This is a genomic window from Amycolatopsis iheyensis, assembly GCF_024703995.1.
Classification (GTDB): Bacteria; Actinomycetota; Actinomycetes; order Mycobacteriales; family Pseudonocardiaceae; genus Amycolatopsis; species Amycolatopsis iheyensis.
The window spans coordinates 99,058-118,271 of sequence record NZ_JAMXQV010000028.1 but is presented as its reverse complement, the minus strand read 5'-3'; the positions used below and the strand labels follow the sequence as shown (position 1 = coordinate 118,271).

Here is a 19,214-nt window from a genome sequence, read left to right as displayed (position 1 = left end):
GTGGTGCCCGGCATGATGTCTTCGTGCAGGTGATCGCCGGGCGGGAGGAGAACGGGAGCTTCACCGTGCACACGCCGTCCTCGACGGCGAACGGCCTGGACGAGGCGGGGTTCGCGGCGCTGGCCCGGGAGCTGGAGGCGGCGGGGCCGCGGTGGGTGTTCCCGTCGGTCGAGCTGGTGTACCCGGTGCTGGTGGCGGCCGGGGTGCGGGTGCGGCGCTGCTACGACGTCGCGCTGGCCGAGGGGCTGCTGCTGGCGTACGAGGGCGTCGAAGGGCAGTCGCGAAGCCTGCGCGCGGCCTGGGCGAGGGCGAACGACGAGGAGCCCCCGGAGGAGGCGGACGCCGTCGAGCTCGCGCAGCCGACGTTGTTCGAGACGCACGTGCCGACGCTGCCCGAGGGCGTGACGATGGTCACGGCGGTCCGGCGCGTGCTCGCCGAGCAGGAGCGGCGGGTGGCCGCGGCCGAGCACCCGGAGCGGCTGCGGCTGCTGCTGGCCGCGGAGTCGGCGAGCGCGCTGGCCGCGGCGGAGATGTCGGCCGACGGCCTGCCCTGGCGGGCCGACCTGCACGAGCAGCTGCTGGTTTCCCGGCTCGGCCCGCGGGTGCCGGCCGGGCAGCGGCCGAAGGTGCTGGTGGAGCTGGCGGCGAAGATCAGCGAGGCGTTCGGCGGGCGGCCGGTCAACCCGGACTCGCCGCCGAGCGTGGTCAGGGCGCTGGCGCGCGCCGGGATCGAGGTGCCGGCCGCGCGGAAGTACCTCCTGAAGGGGATCGACCACCCCGCGGTCGGGCCGTTGCTGGAGTACAAGGAGCTGTCGCGGCTGCACGCGGCGAACGGGTGGGCGTGGCTCGACGAGTGGGTCGCCGAAGGCCGGTTCCGCCCGCACTACGTCGTGGGCGGCGTGGTGTCCGGGCGCTGGGCCAGCCGCGGCGGCGGAGCGTTGCAGATCCCGAAGGTGCTGCGCACGTGCGTCCGCGCGGACCCGGGCTGGCTGCTGGTGGTGGCCGACGCGGCCCAGCTCGAGCCGCGGGTGCTCACGGCGTTGTCGGGTGACCGGCAGCTGGCCGACGTCGCGGCGGCAACGGACCTGTACGCACGCCTGGGCGAGGCGTTGTTCTCGGGCGGCCGCTGGGTCCCGGCCGCCGACGACGACCGCGACGACCGGGCGCGGGCGAAGATCGCGATGCTCTCGGCGATGTACGGCGGCACGTCCGGCGAGGCGGGCCCGCTGCTGGGCCTGCTGCGCCAGCGGTTCCCGGCCGCAGTGTCCTATGTGGAGCGTGCCGCCCAGGCCGGCGAACGCGGTGAGCGCGTGCGCTCTCGCCTGGGCCGGACGTCACCGGCGCCGTCGGCGGCCTGGCGCGCGCTGACCGGCGGCTTGGCTTCGGACGAGGCGGCGGAGCTGAAGGCCCGCCGCGCGTCGCGGGGCTGGGGCCGGTTCACGCGCAACTTCGTCGTCCAGGCGAGCGCGGCGGACATGACGGCGGTGATGCTGGCAACGTTGCGGCAGCGCCTCCCGGCCCCGGCGCACCTGGTGTTCTTCCAGCACGACGAGGTCATCGTCCACACCCCGGCCGAGCTGGCGGAGGAGGTGTCGGCGGCGATCACGGACTCGGTGACGGAGGCGGCGAGGATGCTGTTCGGCCCGGCCTGCCCGGTGCGGTTCCCGATGCAGATCGCCCCGGTCGAGACCTACGCCGACGCGAAGTAGTCAGCTGTCGACCCGGATGTCCATCCGCACGGTGCCGCCGGGGTGGTCGCGGATCCAGAGCTGCAGCTGGCCGCTGCTCGCCGTGCACCCGGCGTTGACGAAGTCGTCCGCGGCGGTGCGGTAGAGGACGACGGAACACTTGGCCAGGTAAGTGTTCTCGTCCGGCCGCAGGACGTAGAAGGTCGCCGACCCGGAGCCGGCGCCGCCGTCGTTGCGGAACACGGCGCTCATCGCGCACGACGTCGTCTGGCACGGCCCGTTCCACTGGGACGAGCGCACGTGGAACGCGGGTTCGGCCGGGGCGGTGGTTTCGGTCGTTTCCGGGGTTTCGGAGGTCTCCTCGGTTTCCTCCGTGGTCCGCGCCGGCGGGTCGGTGGGCCACTCGACGCTGGTCCGGGCCAGCAGCGGGACGCTCGTGGCCGGCGGCGCGGCCGTGCTGCTCTTGGTGGTCAGGTCCTTCAGCGGGTTGAACCCGGTGAGCGTGTTGAGCGCCAGCAGGATCGCGCACACCGCGCTGACCGACCCGATGATGACGCCGAACTTCTTGTAGTCCGGATCGTCATCGGATTTCGGCGGCTTGTCCCCCTCGACGGCCATGCCCCGATCCTACCGAGCGTCGTCAATCGAACGCGGCAACCGTCGGAAGTGCGAATCCGGACATCCGGGTTTTCGGTAGCCTGGAACGATGATCGACTACGGCCTCGACCTGTCCGCGGTGGAGCGCGACCTCGCGCTGCCCGACCTGGTGGCCGAGGGCGACGAGCTCGACGCCCTTGTCGCGGCGGAGCCCGACTGGACCCGCCTGACCCCGGCCGCGGGGTGGACGATCGCCCACCAGATCGCGCACCTCGCCGCGGCCGATGCGAACGTGCTCGTCGCCGTGCGGACCCCGGAAGCCTTCGAACCCGAGGCGAAGGACGCCGACGTCGTGGCCGCCGCGGGAGCCGCGCTCCCGCGGGCGGAACTGCTGGAACGCTGGCGCGACGGCCGCGCCGAGGTGGCGACGGCGCTGCGTGACCTGCCGCTGGACCGGCCGTTCCCGTGGCAGGGATCGGAGGTGACCGCGACGCTGATGGTGCCGCTGCGGCTGATGGAGACGTGGGCACACGGGCAGGACGTCTACGACACCCTCGGCGTCGCACGCCGGCCGACCGGGCGGCTCCGGCACGTGGCTTCGCTGGGCGTGGAAGGGCGGACGCTGTCGTTCTACGCGGCCCAGCTGCCGATTCCGCAGGAGCCGTTCCGCGTCGAACTCACCGGCCCCGGCGGCGAAACCTGGACGTGGGGCCCGGAAGGCGCCGCGCAGCGGATTCGCGGCAGCGCACTCGACTTCTGCCTCCGGGTCACCCAGCGCCGTCCCCTTGCGGAAACCGATCTGACGGCGATGGGCGAAGACGCGCAGACGTGGCTCGAGGTCGCCCGGGTCTTCCTCTAGCCCAGCGCGTCGTCGATCGCCTTGGTGATCCGCTTCAGCGACACCGGGTGCGCCGTGCCGAGGGTCTGCGCGAAGAACGAAACCCGCAGCTCCTCGATCATCCACCGCACCTCGTCCAACGCCGGTGACGACGTCCCCGGTGGCAGCGAGGCCACCGCGTCGCGGTACTCACCGGTGATCCACGCGACGTCCGCCGTGCGCTGCAGGTCCCGGGTCGGCTCCGGCACCAGCTTCTCCAGCCGGCGCGAAATGCCCTGCAGGTACCGCACCACGTTGCGCAGCCGGGACGTGCCCGTCGCCGTCACGAAACCCGGGTACACCAAGCCGGCCAGCTGAGCCCGGATGTCGGACAGCGACTCCGCCGGGCCGCGCGTGGCCGGCAGCGCCACCTCGACGTCGTTCGCCGCGCGGAGGATCTTCTCCACGTCGGTCAGCACGTCCAGCACCACCGGGTGCAGGCCCGCGCGGACCTTCTCCAGCAGCACCTTGAACCCGGTTTCGTCGAACACCGGACCACCGCCGGCCGCCATCAGCGAGTCGACCGCGCAGTCGACGCAATCCTCGAGCAGCGCGGCCACGCTGCCGTGCGGGTTTCGGTTCAGCACCAGCTTGGACGAGTTCGACAGCGACCTCGTGATGAACTTCATCGGCGAATTCAGGTTGAGCCGCAGCATCCGCCGCGTGCCCGCCCACATCGCGTGCTCCTGCTGGCCCGGCGTGTCGAGCAGCCGCACCGCCACCGACGCGCCCTCGTCGACCAGGGCCGGGTACGCCTTGACGTCGTGGCCGCGCTGCGTCGACTCGAACACCTTCGGCAGCGATCCGAACGACGGCTTGGTCAGCCCGGCCTTCTCGAGGGTGTTGGCCGCCTTCGAGATCGTCTCCCGGACCTTCGGGGCCAGGCGCCGTTGCAGCGCCTCGACGTCCTTGCCTTCGGCGACCTTCTTGCCGCGCTCGTCGACCACCCGGAACGTCATCTTCAGGTGCTCCGGCACCGACGAAAGGGCCCAGTCGGCGTACGGCACCGTGATGCCCCGCAGGGCCCGCAGTTCGCGGCCCAGCACGTCCAGCAGCGGACCGTCCGAAGAGGACACTCGCGAAAGGACATACGCGGCGGTGTCCGGCGCCGGGACGAAGTTGCGCCGCAACGCCTTCGGCAGCGACTTGATCAGCTGCGTCACCAGCTCCTGGCGCAGCCCAGGCACCTGCCAGTCGAAGCCGTCGGGCGTCACCTGGTTCAGCACCGGCAGCGGGACGTGCACCGTGACGCCGTCGGCGTCCGCGCCCGGCTCGAACTGGTAGGTCAGCTTGAAGACCTGAGTGCCCTGCGTCCACGAGTCCGGGTAGTCGCCCTCGCGGACGCCGCCCGCGGTCTCGTTGATGAGCATGGACTTCTCGAACGAGAGCAGGTCCGGCTGCTCGTGGCGCGTCTTCTTCCACCAGGTGTCGAAGTGGCGCACCGAGACGACGTCGGCCGGGACCCGGGCGTCGTAGAACTCGTACAGCGTCTGGTCGTCGACCAGGATGTCGCGCCGCCGCGCCCGGTTCTCGAGGTCCTCGACCTCTTCCAGCAGCGCCCGGTTCTCGGCGAAGAAGTGGTGGCGCGTCTGCCAGTCACCCTCGACGAGCGCGTGCCGGATGAACAACGCGCGCGACATCTCCGGGTCGATCCGCCCGTAGTTGACGCGGCGGTCGGCGATCAGCGGGACGCCGTAGAGCGTCATCTTCTCGGTCGCCATCACCGCGCCCTGCTTGCGTTCCCAGTGCGGTTCGGAGTAGTTGCGCTTGACGACGTGCCCCGCCAGCGGCTCGACCCACTCGGGCTCGATGCGGGCGTTGACCCGCGCCCACAGCCGCGACGTCTCGACCAGCTCGGCCGACATCACCCAGCGCGGCTGCTTCTTGAACAGCGCCGACCCGGGGAAGACGCCGAACCGGGCGCCACGCGCGCCCAGGTAGTCGCCCTTCGCCGGGTCCTTGAGCCCGATGTGCGAGAGCAGCCCGGCGATCAGCGAGGTGTGCACGCGCTGCGGGTCGACCGGCGACGCGTTCGTGTTGAGCGAGATGCCGAGCGGCTTGGCCAGCTGGCGCAGCTGGCTGAAGATGTCCTGCCACTCGCGCAGGCGCAGGTAGTTCAGGTACTCGGTGCGGCACATCCGGCGGAACTGGTTGCCGGACAACGCTTTCTGCTGCTCGGCGACGTACTCCCAGAGGTTGAGGTAGGCCAGGAAGTCCGACGTCGGGTCGGCGAACCGCGCGTGTTGCTGGTCTGCCGCCTGTTGTTTCTCGGCGGGCCGCTCGCGCGGGTCCTGGATGGACAGAGCCGCGGCGATGATCATGACCTCGCGGACGCAGCCGTTCTTCGCCGCTTCCAGCACCATCCGGCCCATCCGCGGGTCGACGGGCAGCTGCGCGAGCTTGCGGCCGGTGTCGGTGAGGGTGCGGTCGGAGCTGGTGCTGGAGAACGCGCCCAGCTCCTGCAGCAGGCCGATGCCGTCGGTGACCTGGCGGCGGTCCGGCGGCTCGACGAAGGGGAACGCCGCGATGTCGCCGAGGCCCAGCGACGTCATCTGCAGGATGACCGACGCGAGGTTCGTCCGCAGGATCTCGGGGTCGGTGAACTCGGGCCGGCTCTCGAAGTCGTCTTCGGAGTAGAGCCGGACGCAGATGCCGTCGGACGTGCGGCCGCAGCGGCCCTTGCGCTGGTTCGCCGACGCCTGCGACACCGGCTCGATCGGGAGGCGCTGCACCTTGGTGCGGTGGCTGTAGCGCGAGATCCGCGCGGTGCCCGGGTCAACGACGTACTTGATGCCCGGCACGGTCAGCGACGTCTCGGCGACGTTGGTCGCGAGCACCACGCGGCGGCCGGTGTGGGACTGGAAGATGCGCTGCTGCTCGGCCGCGGACAGCCGCGCGTACAGCGGCAGCACCTCGGTGTTGCGCAGGTTCGCCCGGTTGAGGACGTCCGCGGTGTCGCGGATCTCGCGTTCGCCGGAGAGGAACACGAGGATGTCGCCCGGCCCCTCGGCGCACAGCTCCTCGACGGCCTCGAGGATGCCCTGGGTCTGGTCGCGCTCGTCGTCGCCTTCGGAGTCGTCCGGATCGACCAGGGGCCGGTAGCGCGTCTCGACCGGGTAGGTCCGGCCCGAGACCTCGACGATAGGCGCGTCGTCGAAGTGCTTCGAGAACCGCTCCGGGTCGATGGTCGCCGAGGTGATGATGACCTTCAGGTCGGGGCGGCGCGGCAGCAGCTGCTTGAGGTAGCCGAGGATGAAGTCGATGTTGAGGCTGCGCTCGTGGGCCTCGTCGATGATCAGGGTGTCGTACTGGCGCAGCGAGCGGTCGGTCTGGATCTCGGCCAGCAGGATGCCGTCGGTCATCAGCTTGACCAGCGTGTCCTGCCCGGACTGGTCGGTGAACCGGACCTTGTAGCCGACGGTGTCGCCGAGCTCGGTCTTGAGTTCGCTGGCGATCCGGTCCGCGACCGTGCGCGCGGCCAGCCGGCGCGGCTGGGTGTGCCCGATCTGGCCGCGGATGCCCCGGCCGAGCTCGAGGCAGATCTTCGGCAGCTGGGTGGTCTTGCCCGAGCCGGTCTCCCCCGCGACGATCACGACCTGGTGCTTGTCGATCGCCGCGCCGATCTCGTCCTTGAGCTTGCTGACCGGCAGCTCTTCGGGGTACTCGATCTCGGGCACGCTCTCGCGGCGCGACTGGATCCGCAGCTCGGCCGTGTCGACGTCGGCGGCGATCCGCGCGAGGGCGGCCTCTTGGTCGCGGGCCTTGCGGGCGCCGTCGAGCCGCCGCCGCAGCCGGTGCTCGTCGCGCGGCATCAGCTCGGGCAGGCGCGCACGCAGCGCGTGGAAGGGGGATGGCGTGGACATGCTTGGTCCGAGGATAGCCGTGCGTGTCCTACCCGGCCTCCGAATATCCCCGGTGCGTGAGCAGGCCCACCGCGCTCAGGCGCGCTGGAGCGAGTCCGGGCCCAGGTCGGCGAGGGTGCGGTGGCCGGACAGGCCCATGGTCAGGTCGAAGTCGGCGAGCAGGCTCCGCAGCACGTGCCGGACGCCGTCCTCGCCCGCGTGCGCCAGGCCGTACACCCACGGACGGCCGACCAGCACCGCCCGCGCGCCCAGCGCGATCGCCTTGAGCACGTCGGCGCCGGTGCGGACGCCGGAGTCGAAGAGCACCTCCAGCCGGTCACCGACCGCGGCGACGATGCCGGGCAGCGCCTCGAGCGCGCCGATCGCGCCGTCGACCTGGCGGCCGCCGTGGTTGGAGACGACGATGCCGTCCATGCCGGCCTCGGCCGCGCGGCGCGCGTCGGCGACGTGCTGGATGCCCTTGAGCACGATCGGGCCGTCCCAGTGCTCGCGCAGGAACGGCAGCTGGTCCCAGGTCCGGTCGGTCCCGGTGATCATGCCGAGCCAGGTCAGGATCGCGGTGCCCCGGTCCTCCTCCGGCGTCTTCTCCAGCCGGGACAGGAACACCGGGTCGGTGAACGGGACGGCGAGGCCTTCGCCGGTGAGGAAGGGCAGGTAGGACTGGTCCAGATCGGACGGTCGCCAGGCGAGCGTCCAGGTGTCGAGGGTGACGACCAGGGCGGTGTAGCCGGCTTTCTTCGCCCGGGCGAGCAGGCTCGCGCAGACGTCCGCGTCGCCGGGCCAGTAGAGCTGGAACCAGCGCGGCCCGTCCCCGTTGGCCGCGGCGACGTCCTCGATGCCGGTGGAGGAAGCCGTGGAGAGGATGAAGGGCAGCCCGACCGACGCGGCGGCCCGCGCGGTGGCGGACTCGGCGTCGGGGTGGACGATCGACTGGACCCCGACGGGCGCGACGGCCACCGGCGCGGGCAGGCGCGTGCCGAGCACGGTGGTGGCGAGATCGCGGTCGGTGGCGCCGGTGAGCATCCGCGGCACGACCCGCCACCGGTCGAAGGCCTCCCGGTTGGCCCGCGCGGTGGCGCCGGACCCGGCGGCCCCGGCGACGTAGGAGAAGGGCCCGGGCGCCATGACCTCCCGGGCGGAGGCTTCGAGCTTGGTGGCATCGGTCGAGCACGGCGGCAGCTGACCACCGAGTCCCTGCAGGTAGAGCTCGTTCTGGTAGCTGCCGAAGCGTTCGGTCACGGCTTCCTCCTCGCCTTCGAGGGGGCAGAGTACTCGCCGGTAACGACGCTGGGTCGGGGACGCCGGATCGGCCGGCGCCGAGTGGGTGGGCGGCTCGTGGTGATCGGCTCGCGCGGGCTCGCTACTCCGGCGGGCCGGACCGGCTCGGCTCGGTGGGCGCCACATCGGCTGCAACGGTCGCCGCCACGCGCATGGGGCCGGCCTGCCGGCTCACGCAAGACCCCACCACACCGGCAGCTCGGCGCGCCCGAGCGGAACCGGGTCAGCTCGGCACGCGCCACACCGGCCACATCGCGCACCGGGCCGAGGCCGCCGACCACCGCTCGCCAGTCAGCTCGGCGCGCGCCACATCGGCTGCATCGGCGGCCCTCCAGGCGCATTGAACGCCGGCCCGTGGTCGCGGAACCCCAGGCGGCGGTAGAGCCGGGTGCTGTCCGGGGAACTCGCCTCCAGGTACGCCGGCACCCCCTCGGCGTCGGCGCGGTCGAGGCCGTGGCGCATCAGGCGCTCGCCGATGCCCCCGCCCTGATGCTCCGGCAGCACGCCGATGAACTGCGCGTGCCACAGCGGTCCGGCCGGCTCGCGGGCGACCATCAGCTCCAGCAACTCTCCGAGCCGCGCGAGTTCGGTCTCGAGGAGCCCGTCGATCGGGCCGTCGTCGTCGCCTGATGGCGGGAGCCAGATCACCGCCGCCGTGTGGTCCTCCGTCAGGTCGACGTGCCCCGCCGCGAAACCCGCGTCCAAGAGCGCGCCGAAGAACGCCGGGTGCGAGATCGCGCGGCGGCGTTCCGCGTCCGGGAACACCCAGCGGCTCACCGGGTCGTCCTGGAACGCCGCGACCAGGATCGCGAGCACGGCGTCCCGCTCCGCGGGCGCGGCCGCCCGGACGTCGCTCACGGTGAGTCCACCAGCTCGTCCTCGCGCAGCGGGCCGCCGATGCCCGCGTACACCTCCGGGCGCCTCGTGCGCAGCGCCTCCGCGCGCAGGAAGCCGACCAGCCCCGCCAGCACCAGCAGCCCCGGCAGGCCCCAGCGCAGCAACGGGATCGAGCCCGCCGGCCCCAGCAGGACGTCGAAGTTGACGATGATCAGCACCAGCACCGCGGTGAGCGTCACCGCCGCGAGCGCCGGGGCGCCCGCGCGCCGCCACCAGGTCTCCCGGCCGGGACGGCGGCGGAAGAAGCCGATCACCGACAGCGAGACCGCGATCATGATGATCGTGACGCCCGTCGAGGCGGTGACGCCGGTCCACGTGAACAGGTCGGTGAACGGGTCCCGTCCGGTCAGCGCGAACACCGAAACCACGACGAAGCTGATCGTGGTCTGGACCAGCGAGCCGCCGATCGGCGCGCCGGTGCGCTGGCTCGTCCGGCTGAAGCCCTCGGGCAGCAGGCCTTCCCGGCCCAGCGCGAAGAAGTAGCGGGCGACCGCGTTGTGGAAGCTCAGCAGCGCGGCGCACTGGCTGGTCAGGAAGAGCACGTACGCCGTGTCGGCGAACGCCGTGCCGACGTACTGGCCGCCGAGCCCGAACAGCAGGCCGGGACCCTCGGCCGCGGCGCGCTCGACGATGTGGTCCGGACCGGTCGCGACCGCCATGCCGAGCGAGGAAGCGATGTACAGCACCGCGGTCAGGCCGATCGCGATGTACGTCGCGCGGCCGACCGTGCGACGCGGGTCGCGGCACTCCTCGCCGTAGGTCGCGGCGCCTTCGAAGCCGGTGAAAACCGCGATGGAGAAAGCGAAAACCGCGCCGACGCCCGCGGTGAACAGGCTCGACGGCGACAGCGGGGTCAAGGAAACCACGCCACCGGCCGGGTGGCTGAACATCCCGACGTTCAGCACCACGAGCACCGCGACCTCGAGCCCGAGCGCGACGCCGAGCACCTTCGCGTTGAGGTCGATCCGCAGCACGCCGCCCGCGCCGACGACGAGCACCATCAGCAACGCCACCAGCCACCACGGCACGGTCAGCCCGAAGACGTCACCGAGCCAGGTGGAGACCGAAAGGCCGAAGAGGCCGAACACCCCGAGCTGGATGGAGCTGTAGGCGAGCACCGTCACGTACGAGACCGCGGTGCCGGCCGAGCGCCCGATCCCGTGCGCCACATAGGGGTAGAACGCGCCGGCGTTCGTGATGTAGCGGCTCATCGCGGCGTACCCGACGGCGAACAACGCAAGCACCGGGGCCAGCAGGACGAACGACAACGGCACGCCGACGCTGCCGGTCACCGCGTAGGTCGCCGAGACCCCGCCGGCGATCGCGTACAGCGGACCGGCCGCGGCGACGACGAAAAAGACGATCTGCGCGGCGCCGAGCCGCTTCCGGCCGAGGCCGTGCCCCGGTGAGTGGGTACCCATGAACCTTCCCCCCGCGCCATAGGTGATCTTGGCGGCGGCGACCCAGAGTAGGGGGTCCGCCCCCGCCGGCGGTACGTCCGTTCGGGGTAAAACGTGATGGCACCGAAAGCGCGGAGACGCCGTACCGCTATCTTCGGCATCCTCACCGCGACCGCCCAGGGGGCCCATTTCCGTCATGCGCCGGCTCACCTTGGTCGATTCGTTCTTCTTCCTCGGGCACGACGAGTTCACCGGACGTCCGTCACTCAGCCGCACCTCGCTGGGGATCGGCCTGGCGGGGGCGGCGTTGTGCGACTTGCTGTTCACCGACCGGATCACGGTCGACGACCGCAAGGTTCACCCGATCGCGGGACGACCGCCGGGAATTCCGACCGCCGATCACGTGTTTTCCGAAATTGTTTCGGAAAAGGGCGGCCACAGCGTGCGCGACTGGGTGGACCACCTGCGCACGGAACTGCCGTCGGTCGCGGCCGCCAATCTCGTCGCGCTCGGCCTCGTCCGGCGCGAACCGGATCGGCTCCTGTTGCGACGCCGCCACCGCTACCCACCGGCGGACCTCCTCGTGTCGACGGCGGCACGCAGCAAGGCCCGGTCGGCGGTGTTCGGGGTGGACCGCCCCGACCCGCACGCGGCGTGCCTGGCCCTGCTGGCGTGGACGGCGGGGGTGGATGACCTGTGCGAGCCCGAGCTGGGGCGGGCTCAGGTCCGGGCGTGGATGGAGGACACGCACGAGGCGCTGCCGCGGCGGATCGCGGACGTGATCAGCGGAGTGGCCGCGGTGGCGGCGGCGGTCGTTTACACGGGCGACCGGAAGTAAGAGCGAGGGCGGCCGGCCGGCGGCGAGCGGGAAGCGCGGCGGCCCGCACCGGCGACCGGAACCACCCCGGCGATGCAGCCGTCGGCTGCGCCGGCCGCCGGAAGCAGATCGCGGCGCGGCGACCGGCCCAAGCAGGAAGCGCGGCGGTGGCCGGCGAGCGGCACAAAGGCGGGCGGCGGAACCGCAGTGGCGGCCGCCCGGACCCGAACCGGCACCACCCAGCGACCACCCCAACTGGATCGGCGGACCGATGTGACTCGCGGGTAACCTGAGCGCGTTCGCCGTCGACGTCCTCTGGAGGAGACATGCGTGCGCACGACGTGGTCCTGTTCGGGGCCACCGGGTTCACCGGTGGCCTGACCGCCGAGTACCTGGCCCGCCACGCGCCCGCCGACCTGCGGTGGGCGCTTGCCGGGCGCAACCGGGCGAAGCTCGAGGGCGTGCGGGCCCGGCTCGCGGCGATCGATGACCGGTTCGGCACGCTCGACCTGCTCGTCGCCGACTCCGGCGATGAGCAGTCCCTCAAAGCCGTCGCCGAGGCCACGAAGGTCGTCATCACCACCGTCGGCCCCTACCTCACCCATGGTGAGCCGCTCGTGGCCGCCTGCGCCGACGCCGGTACCGACTACGTCGACCTCACCGGGGAGCCCGAGTTCGTCGACCGGATGTACCTCGCCCACGACCGGCGCGCCCGCGAGACCGGCGCGCGGCTCGTGCACGCCTGCGGGTTCGACTCGATCCCGCACGACCTCGGCGCCTACTTCACCGTCAAGCAGCTGCCCGAAGGCGTTCCGCTGAAAGTGGACGGCTACGTCCGGGCCGGCGGGATGCCCTCCGGTGGCACGTTCCTCAGCGCGCTGACCATCATGTCCCGGCTGCCGGCCGGGGCACGCGTGGCCAAGGAGCGTGCGGCGGCCGAACCGCGGCCCGCCGGACGCTTTTCGCGCGCGCCGCTCGGGCGGCCGCACCGGGTCGCCGACGCGGGCTGGTGGGCCGTGCCGCTGCCGACCATCGATCCCGACGTCGTGCGCCGCTCGGCGGCCGCGTCCGAACGGTACGGGCCCGACTTCACCTACCGGCACTTCGCGGCCGTGAAACACCTTCCGGTGCTCGCGGGCGGCGTGCTCGGCGCCGGCGCCCTGCTCGCCGCGGCGCAGGTCCCGCCGGCGCGACGCGGGCTGTCGCGGCTGCTGGCGCCGGGCGACGGCCCGAGCCCGGAACGCCGGGCGCGGTCGTGGTTTTCGGTGCGGTTCGTCGGCGAGGGTGGCGGCGAGCGCGTCGTCACCGAGGTCTCCGGCGGCGACCCGGGCTACGACGAGACGGCGAAGATGCTCGCGGAATCGGCGTTGTGCCTCGCCACCGACGACCTCCCGGAAACCGCGGGCCAGGTGACCACGGCGACCGCGATGGGCGACGCGCTGATCGACCGCCTCACCAAGGCGGGCCTGCGGTTCGCGACCCTCTGACTTTCACGCTTTCACAGCGCCGAGCGTGAAATTCCGGTGCTGTGATGAATCTTCTGCCGCTCCTGGGCCGCGGTTAGCGTCGATCGGGTTCTCCCTCCCCCTCGCGTTTCCCAAGGAGCGTCATGAGAGTGCCCCAACGGTTCGCCGCGCTCGGCGGGGCGACGGCGGCGGGCATGGTCGTGGTCGGCATCGCCGTCGCCGCGCCCGCGCAGCCCGTCCCCACACCGCCGCCCTCCGCCGCGCAGGCCCAGGCCAACGCCACCGCCGCGGCGGCGAACCTGGTCAACGCCCGGCCCGCCGCCGTCCACGCCGGGACGCACGACAAGTTCGTCCAGCGTGACGTGCGTTCGGCGGCCGGGCTGTCCTACGTCGTCTACGACCGCACCTACGACGGCCTGCCGGTGATCGGCGGCGACCTGGTCATCGCCACCGACGCCGCCGGCACCGTGAAGACCACGTCCGTCGCGCAGCAGCAGGCCCTCGGCGACCTCGACGTCCACGGCGCGAAGCTCACCGCCGCGCAGGCGGAAGCCGTGGCGCGCAAGCAGGTCCGCGGGCCGAAGAGCCTGCCCGGCGGGAAGCTCGTCGTGGTCGCCGACGGCAGCGGACGCCTCGCATACGAAAGCAACGTCGAGGGCACCGACGAACACGGCGAGCCGAGCAGCCTGAGCGTCTACGTCGACGCCGTGGACGGGCGCGTGCTGCGGACCGTGCAGCACGTCGCCGCGGGCACCGGCACCGGCAAGTGGAACGGGCCGTCGCCACTCCAGCTGAACACGACGAAGTCCGGCAGCACGTACTCGATGGCCGACCCGAACACCCCGAACCTCGACTGCCGCAACTACAGCAGCGACTCCGTCCTCACCGGACCCGACGACAGCTGGGGCAACGGCACCGGCACGAACATCGAGACCGGCTGCGCCGACGCGCTGTTCGTCGCGCAGACCGAGAAGAAGATGCTCTCGGAGTGGGTGGGCCGCAACGGCTTCACCGGCAACGGCGGCGCGTGGAAGATCCGCGTCGGCCTCGACGACGAGAACGCCTACTACTACAACTCGCGGCCCGCATACGTGAACCTGGGCCACAACCCGAGCGGCGAGTGGGTCGGCTCGCTCGACATCCTCGGCCACGAAATGGGCCACGGCGTCGACGACTACTCCGGCTCCGGCGGCTTCTCCGGCGGCGGCACGCAGGAGTTCATCGCCGACACCTTCGGCACGGCGACGGAGTTCTACGCGAACGAGCCGTCGCAGTACGACCCGCCGGACTACGCGATCGGCGAAGAGGTCAACCTGGTCGGCACCGGCGCGATCCGCTACATGTACGACCCGTCGAAGGTGGGCGACCCGAGCTGCTACTCCAGCTCGACGCCGAACGCCGAGGTGCACAAGGCCGCCGGCCCCGGCGACCACTGGTTCTACCTGCTGGCCGAGGGCAGCAACCCGACCAACGGGCAGCCGACGAGCTCGACGTGCAACAACAGCACGGTGGCCGGCCTCGGCATCCGCAAGGCGATCAACATCATGCACGGCGCGGTGCAGCTGAAGACCTCCGGCAGCAACTACCTGCGTTACCGCACGTGGACGCTGCAGGCCGCGAAGAACCTCTACCCGAACAGCTGCGCCGAGTTCGACGCGGTGAAGGCGGCTTGGAACGCGGTGAGCGTCCCGGCGCAGTCCGGCGACCCGACGTGCACTTCCACGCCGCCGACCACCACCACCCCGCCGACCACCACCACGCCGCCGACGACGACCACGCCGCCCCCGGGCGGGTGCAACGGGCAGCTGGTGCAGAACCCGGGCTTCGAGTCCGGCAAGGCGTCCTGGTCCGACCCGAACACGACGATCGGCCAGTGGGGCAGCCAGGCGCCGGCGCGCTCGGGCAGCTACGACTCCTGGCTCGGCGGCTGGGGTTCGGCCCACACGGACACGATCACGCAGTCGGTCACGATCCCCGCGAACTGCCGGGCGAGCCTGACCTTCTGGCTGCGCGTCTGGACGGCCGAAACCGAGAACGTCGCCTACGACAAGCTCGTCGTGTCGGCCGGTTCGACGACGCTGGCGACGTACACGAACCTCGACCGGAACACCGCGTACGCGCAGAAGACGCTCGACCTGTCTTCGTACGCGGGCCAGACGATCACGCTGAAGTTCGCCGGGACGGAGGACCAGTCCCTGCAGACGTCGTTCGCCGTGGACGACACCGGGGTCACCGTGAGCTGACCCCACGAGGCCTGCCACCTACTTTGGTGGCAGGCCTCGTTGCGTCCGGTGCGTCCGGTATTCATGCTTACCCGAATGGAAGCGTTCTCCGAGAACGACACCGGCGACACCGGGGTCGCCGACGCGGTCCGCGATGGACCGTTCGAGGTCGCCTTCGACCTGGCGATCCGGCGCCGCGGCCTGAGCCTGGAGGCCCTGCAGCGGCGGATGGCGACCCGCGGCGCCCAGGTCAGCCTGGCGACGCTGAGCTACTGGCGCCGGGGGCGGCGCCACCCCGAAGGGCACCGGTCGCTGCACGCGGTGGGCGTCGCGGAAAGCTGCCTCGGCCTGCCCGCGGACGCGCTGACGAGCCTGGTGGCGCGGCCGCGCGAGCGCCGGGCGCCGCTGTGGCCGGGCGGGGTCAGCCTGGCCAGCGCGCTCGGCTCCGAGCCGACGGAGCTGGCCTCGTGCGACGGCATCGACCTCGACGGCAACGCCCGGCTCGCGCTGGCGTCGGTCCACCAGCGGGCGGCGTTCGGGCCGGACCGCACCGAACGCTCGGTGCGCACGGAGCTGGTGGTGACCAGCCGCGAGGACGGCGTCGACCGCTGGGTGTCGTTCTTCCGGCCGCAGTCCGGCGGCGACCACCGGCCGGTGCTGCGCTCGGCGCACTGCTGCCGCCCGGGCCGCGTCCGCCGCGACGCCGATTCGGAGCTGGTGGCCCTCGAACTGCGCTTCGACTACCCGCTGCGGGCCGGCGAGACGTACGTGTTCGACTTCGAGTTCGGCTACGACGGCTCCCCGCCGGAAACGAGCTACCTCCAGTTCGGCGTGCGGGCGCCGGCCCGGCAGATCGTGCTGCAGGCGTGCTTCGACCCGGCGGCGGTGCCGGTGCGCTGCTACCGCTACGACGGCGAGGCGGCGACCGACCGCCCGGAGCTGCCGATCGGCCCGCGCGGGACGAGCCACGTCGCGGTGCTGGACGCCCAGCCGGGCGTCTACGGGATGTGCTGGGAGTGGGACTGAACCTGGTTCGCCACCCGGTGCACGTAGGCGGCGCGGGCTTCCGGGTCCAGTTCGGTCAGGGCCCGGTCGTCGCCGATCAGGCCGCGGGCCCAGGCCATCAGCGGCTCCGGGGTGAGCGCGTCGAGCAGGTCCCAGCCGGCGAGCCAGCGCGGCACCGCCGTCTCGGCCCGGCGGGACTTCAGCGTGCCGGCGATCGCCTTCGCGACGTCCTCGGGGTCCACTGTGGGCAGTGCCCCGCCCAGCCGCACACCGGACGCCAGCTCGGTGCGCACCGCGCCTGGCAGCACCGCGCTGACGCTCACGCCAGTCGCGGCGTACTCGCGCCGGACCGCCGCGGTCAGCCCGACGGCGGCGAACTTGCTCGCGTTGTACACGGCCATGCCGGGCAGCGGGATCTTCCCGGCCATGGACGCGACGTTGACGACGTGCCCGCGCCCGCGGGCGATCATCCCCGGCAGCACCGACCGCAGCCCGTGGACCAGCCCCTGGACGTTGACGTCGAGGGTGGTCCGGCCGGTCGCGTCGGGCTCCTCGAGGAAGTCGCCCAGCGGCATCACACCCGCGTTGTTCACCAGGACGTCGATCCGCCCGAACCGTTCGGTCACCGCCGCGGTGAAGGCGTCGAACGACTCGCGGTTCGTGACGTCCAGCGGGAACGAGGGCACGCCCTCGGCCGCGTCGAGGTCACCGACGCACGCGGTCGCCCCGCGTGCGGCGAACTCCGCCGCCGTCGCGCGGCCGATCCCCCGCGCCCCGCCGGTGATCGCGACCACCGCGCCGCGCACCTCAATCGCCGGATACCGCATGGACCCTCCCGATCTCGTAGTCGCCTTCGTCGAACGCCCCGACCTGCGACCGCAGCCGCCCGGTCGAGAACGGCCAGCTGAAACTGTTGCGGCCGTTGACATCCGTGTAGTAGCTCGAACAGCCGCCCGACTGGTACACCGTGCCCGGCAACGCCGCCTGGACCGCCGCGTTGAACGCCGCCTGCGCCTCCGGGCGGACCGACAGCACCGTCCCGTCCGCACGCAGGGTCCGGGTCACCGCCGCCACCGTGTGGCGCAGCTGGGCTTCGAGGATCATGAACGCCGACGAGTGCCCGGTGCCGAGACTCGGGCCCAGCAGCAGGTACAGGTTCGGGAACCCGGCCACCGTCGTCCCCGCGTACGCCTGGGGGCTGCCCTTCCAGTGGTCGTCGAGGCTGCGGCCCGCGGCGTCGAACACCCGGGCCGACACCGGCATGTCGAGGATGTGGAACCCGGTGCCGAAGATGATCGCGTCGACCTCCGCCGAGGAGCCGTCCGCGCCGGAGATCCGGCTGCCGGAGATCGCGCGCACCGCCGTCGGGTGAACGCCCACATGGGACCGCGTCAGCGACCGGTAGTAGGTGTTGGACATGAGCAGGCGCTTGCAGCCGAGGGTGTAGTCCGGCGTCAACGCCCGGCGCAGCACCGGATCCCGCACGGTCAGCCGCAGGTGGGCGAGCCCGATCTTCTGCACCTGCCGCAGCAGCCACGGGTGCCGGAACCCGAAGCCGAGCGTCTCCATCGCGCCGTACTCCGCACTGCGCAACGCCCGCTGCGCCGCGGGGAACCGCCGCAGCAGGAACCGCTCGACCCCCGGGACGTAGTGGTCCGGCTTCGGCAGCACCCACTGCGCGGTGCGCTGGAACAGGTGCAGCCGCCCCACCCGCGGCACGATCTCCGGGACGAACTGGACCGCCGACGCGCCGGTGCCGATCACCGCGACCCGCTTGCCGGCCAGGTCGTAGCCGTGGTTCCAGCGCGCGGAGTGGAAGACCTCGCCCGGGAACCCGCCGAGGCCCGGCAGGTCCGGGATCTTCGGCTCGTGCCACGGACCGGTGCCGGCGACCAGGACCCGCGCGGTGTACGGGCCCTGTGACGTCTCCAGCTCCCACCGCCCGTCGCGGTCGTTCCACTGCGCCCGGGTCACCTCCACGCCGTAGCGGATCTTGCCGGTGACGCCGAACCGCTCGGCGGTGTCCCGCAGGTAGGCGCGGATTTCGGCCTGCCCGGCGAACGCCCGCGTCCACTCGGGATTCGGCGCGAAAGAGTAGGAGTACAGCGCCGACGGGACGTCGCACGCGCAGCCCGGGTACGTGTTGTCCCGCCAGGTCCCGCCCAGCGTGTCGGCCTTCTCCAGCACGGCGAGGTCGTCGACGCCGGCCTGGCCCAGCCGGATGGCCGCACCCAGCCCGGACGCCCCGGCGCCGATGACGAGGACCGCGAAGTCGCGTTGTTCCATTTTCGGAGACTATCAGTATCTCAATACCATTGGTACCCCGATTCCGGACCCGACTAGAGTGGCGGCCATGGCCCGACTCACCCGCGCGGAAAGCCAGGCGCGCACCCGCGAGCAGCTGATCGAGACCGCCAAGCAGCTCTTCCTGCGTGACGGCTACTCGATGACGTCGCTGGAGAAGGTCGCCGACGAGGCCGGCTACTCGAAGGGCGCGGTGTACTCGAACTTCCGCAACAAGGACGAGCTCTGCCTCGCGGTGCTCGACCGGATCCACGACGAGCAGGTCACGCTGGTCGCGGAGGCGCTGGTCGGCGCGGACGGGATCGACGGGCTGCTGGCGGCGTTCCAGACCTGGGCCGAGCGCAGCATCGGCGACGAAGCGTGGACCGCCCTGGAGGTCGAGTTCGCCACGAACGCCCGGCGCAACCCGCACGTGCGCGCCGAGCTGGCGGTGCGGGACAAGGCCATCCGCGACACCATCGCCGGGCTGCTGACCGGGTACGTCGACCGGTTCGGGCTCACGCTGCCCATGTCGGCCGACGACGCCGCGACGGCCTTGCTCAGCCTCGGCATCGGCCTCGGCGTCCAGCGCGCCATCGACCCGACGATCCCGGTGAACGTGCTGCCGGACGTCATCCGCATCTTCGCCGGAGTCCGCTGACCCGCGCACCCGAAATAGTCTTCTTTCCCTTGCCGGGGTTACCTATTTGCCGCGCCCGGGTCCTTTGAGGACCTCGCCGGGGGTGGTCCGGACCGTTCACGAACATGAACGAGTTCCGCCTCTTGTGGAGCGCGCTGACTCTTCGCTACCGTGTCGCTAC

14 protein-coding genes are annotated in these 19,214 nt (G+C 72.1%); 7 read left to right on the top strand and 7 right to left on the bottom strand.

Annotated elements, in window-relative coordinates; all coding sequences use genetic code 11:
- Positions 1-23: 23 nt before the first annotated feature.
- Entirely contained in the window at positions 24-1,709 is a 1,686-nt protein-coding gene (locus M8542_RS39370; RefSeq protein WP_257925460.1) for a bifunctional 3'-5' exonuclease/DNA polymerase, read from the top strand.
- Here M8542_RS39370 and M8542_RS39365 read toward each other — a convergent pair whose 3' ends face one another.
- On the bottom strand, positions 1,710-2,306 hold the full coding sequence (locus M8542_RS39365; protein WP_257925459.1) for a hypothetical protein: 597 nt from the start codon (positions 2,304-2,306) through the stop codon (positions 1,710-1,712).
- Between the two features lie 88 nt (positions 2,307-2,394).
- Between M8542_RS39365 and M8542_RS39360 the strand changes: the two genes are divergently transcribed.
- Positions 2,395-3,144 (top strand): TIGR03084 family metal-binding protein, encoded by a 750-nt coding sequence (locus M8542_RS39360; RefSeq protein ID WP_257925458.1) that lies wholly within the window; start codon positions 2,395-2,397, stop codon positions 3,142-3,144.
- On the opposite strand, the gene hrpA is transcribed toward M8542_RS39360, so the two are convergent.
- The 4 genes from hrpA to M8542_RS39340 all read right to left on the bottom strand — a co-directional run bounded on the left by hrpA (position 3,141) and on the right by M8542_RS39340 (position 10,621).
- Positions 3,141-7,025 carry an ATP-dependent RNA helicase HrpA gene (gene hrpA, locus M8542_RS39355; protein WP_257925457.1) on the bottom strand — a complete coding sequence of 1,295 codons (3,885 nt, stop codon included), beginning with the start codon at positions 7,023-7,025 and terminating at the stop codon, positions 3,141-3,143. The genes M8542_RS39360 and hrpA overlap by 4 nt on opposite strands.
- Before the next feature lie 75 nt (positions 7,026-7,100).
- Positions 7,101-8,264, bottom strand: a complete 1,164-nt coding sequence (locus M8542_RS39350) for a lactate 2-monooxygenase (protein WP_257925456.1) — start codon at positions 8,262-8,264, stop codon at positions 7,101-7,103.
- A 330-nt stretch (positions 8,265-8,594) separates the two neighbouring features.
- Complete coding sequence (locus tag M8542_RS39345; RefSeq protein WP_257925455.1) at positions 8,595-9,161, bottom strand: GNAT family N-acetyltransferase; 567 nt, start codon at positions 9,159-9,161, stop codon at positions 8,595-8,597.
- Positions 9,158-10,621: an APC family permease gene (locus tag M8542_RS39340; protein WP_257925454.1), complete on the bottom strand. Its 1,464-nt coding sequence runs from the start codon at positions 10,619-10,621 to the stop codon at positions 9,158-9,160. The genes M8542_RS39345 and M8542_RS39340 overlap by 4 nt, the downstream gene beginning before the upstream one ends.
- A 175-nt stretch (positions 10,622-10,796) precedes the next feature.
- On the opposite strand from M8542_RS39340, the gene M8542_RS39335 reads away from it, so the two are divergent.
- The 4 genes from M8542_RS39335 to M8542_RS39320 all read left to right on the top strand — a co-directional run bounded on the left by M8542_RS39335 (position 10,797) and on the right by M8542_RS39320 (position 16,131).
- On the top strand, positions 10,797-11,438 hold the full coding sequence (locus M8542_RS39335; protein WP_257925453.1) for a GOLPH3/VPS74 family protein: 642 nt from the start codon (positions 10,797-10,799) through the stop codon (positions 11,436-11,438).
- A gap of 305 nt (positions 11,439-11,743) precedes the next feature.
- Positions 11,744-12,904 carry a saccharopine dehydrogenase family protein gene (locus tag M8542_RS39330; RefSeq protein ID WP_257925452.1) on the top strand — a complete coding sequence of 387 codons (1,161 nt, stop codon included), beginning with the start codon at positions 11,744-11,746 and terminating at the stop codon, positions 12,902-12,904.
- Positions 12,905-13,026: 122 nt separating this feature from the next.
- Positions 13,027-15,126, top strand: a complete 2,100-nt coding sequence (locus M8542_RS39325; protein ID WP_257925451.1) for a M4 family metallopeptidase — start codon at positions 13,027-13,029, stop codon at positions 15,124-15,126.
- 75 nt (positions 15,127-15,201) lie between these two features.
- Positions 15,202-16,131, top strand: a complete 930-nt coding sequence (locus M8542_RS39320; protein ID WP_257925450.1) for a hypothetical protein — start codon at positions 15,202-15,204, stop codon at positions 16,129-16,131.
- On the opposite strand, the gene M8542_RS39315 is transcribed toward M8542_RS39320, so the two are convergent.
- Both M8542_RS39315 and M8542_RS39310 read right to left on the bottom strand, forming a co-directional pair.
- Positions 16,104-16,937: an SDR family oxidoreductase gene (locus tag M8542_RS39315; RefSeq protein ID WP_257925449.1), complete on the bottom strand. Its 834-nt coding sequence runs from the start codon at positions 16,935-16,937 to the stop codon at positions 16,104-16,106. The genes M8542_RS39320 and M8542_RS39315 overlap by 28 nt on opposite strands.
- Positions 16,918-18,396 (bottom strand): flavin-containing monooxygenase, encoded by a 1,479-nt coding sequence (locus M8542_RS39310; protein ID WP_257925448.1) that lies wholly within the window; start codon positions 18,394-18,396, stop codon positions 16,918-16,920. The genes M8542_RS39315 and M8542_RS39310 overlap by 20 nt, the downstream gene beginning before the upstream one ends.
- Before the next feature lie 67 nt (positions 18,397-18,463).
- Between M8542_RS39310 and M8542_RS39305 the strand changes: the two genes are divergently transcribed.
- The gene (locus M8542_RS39305) at positions 18,464-19,054 is read left to right on the top strand and encodes a TetR/AcrR family transcriptional regulator (protein ID WP_257925447.1); all 591 of its coding nucleotides are present in this window, start codon (positions 18,464-18,466) and stop codon (positions 19,052-19,054) included.
- Positions 19,055-19,214: the final 160 nt, after the last annotated feature.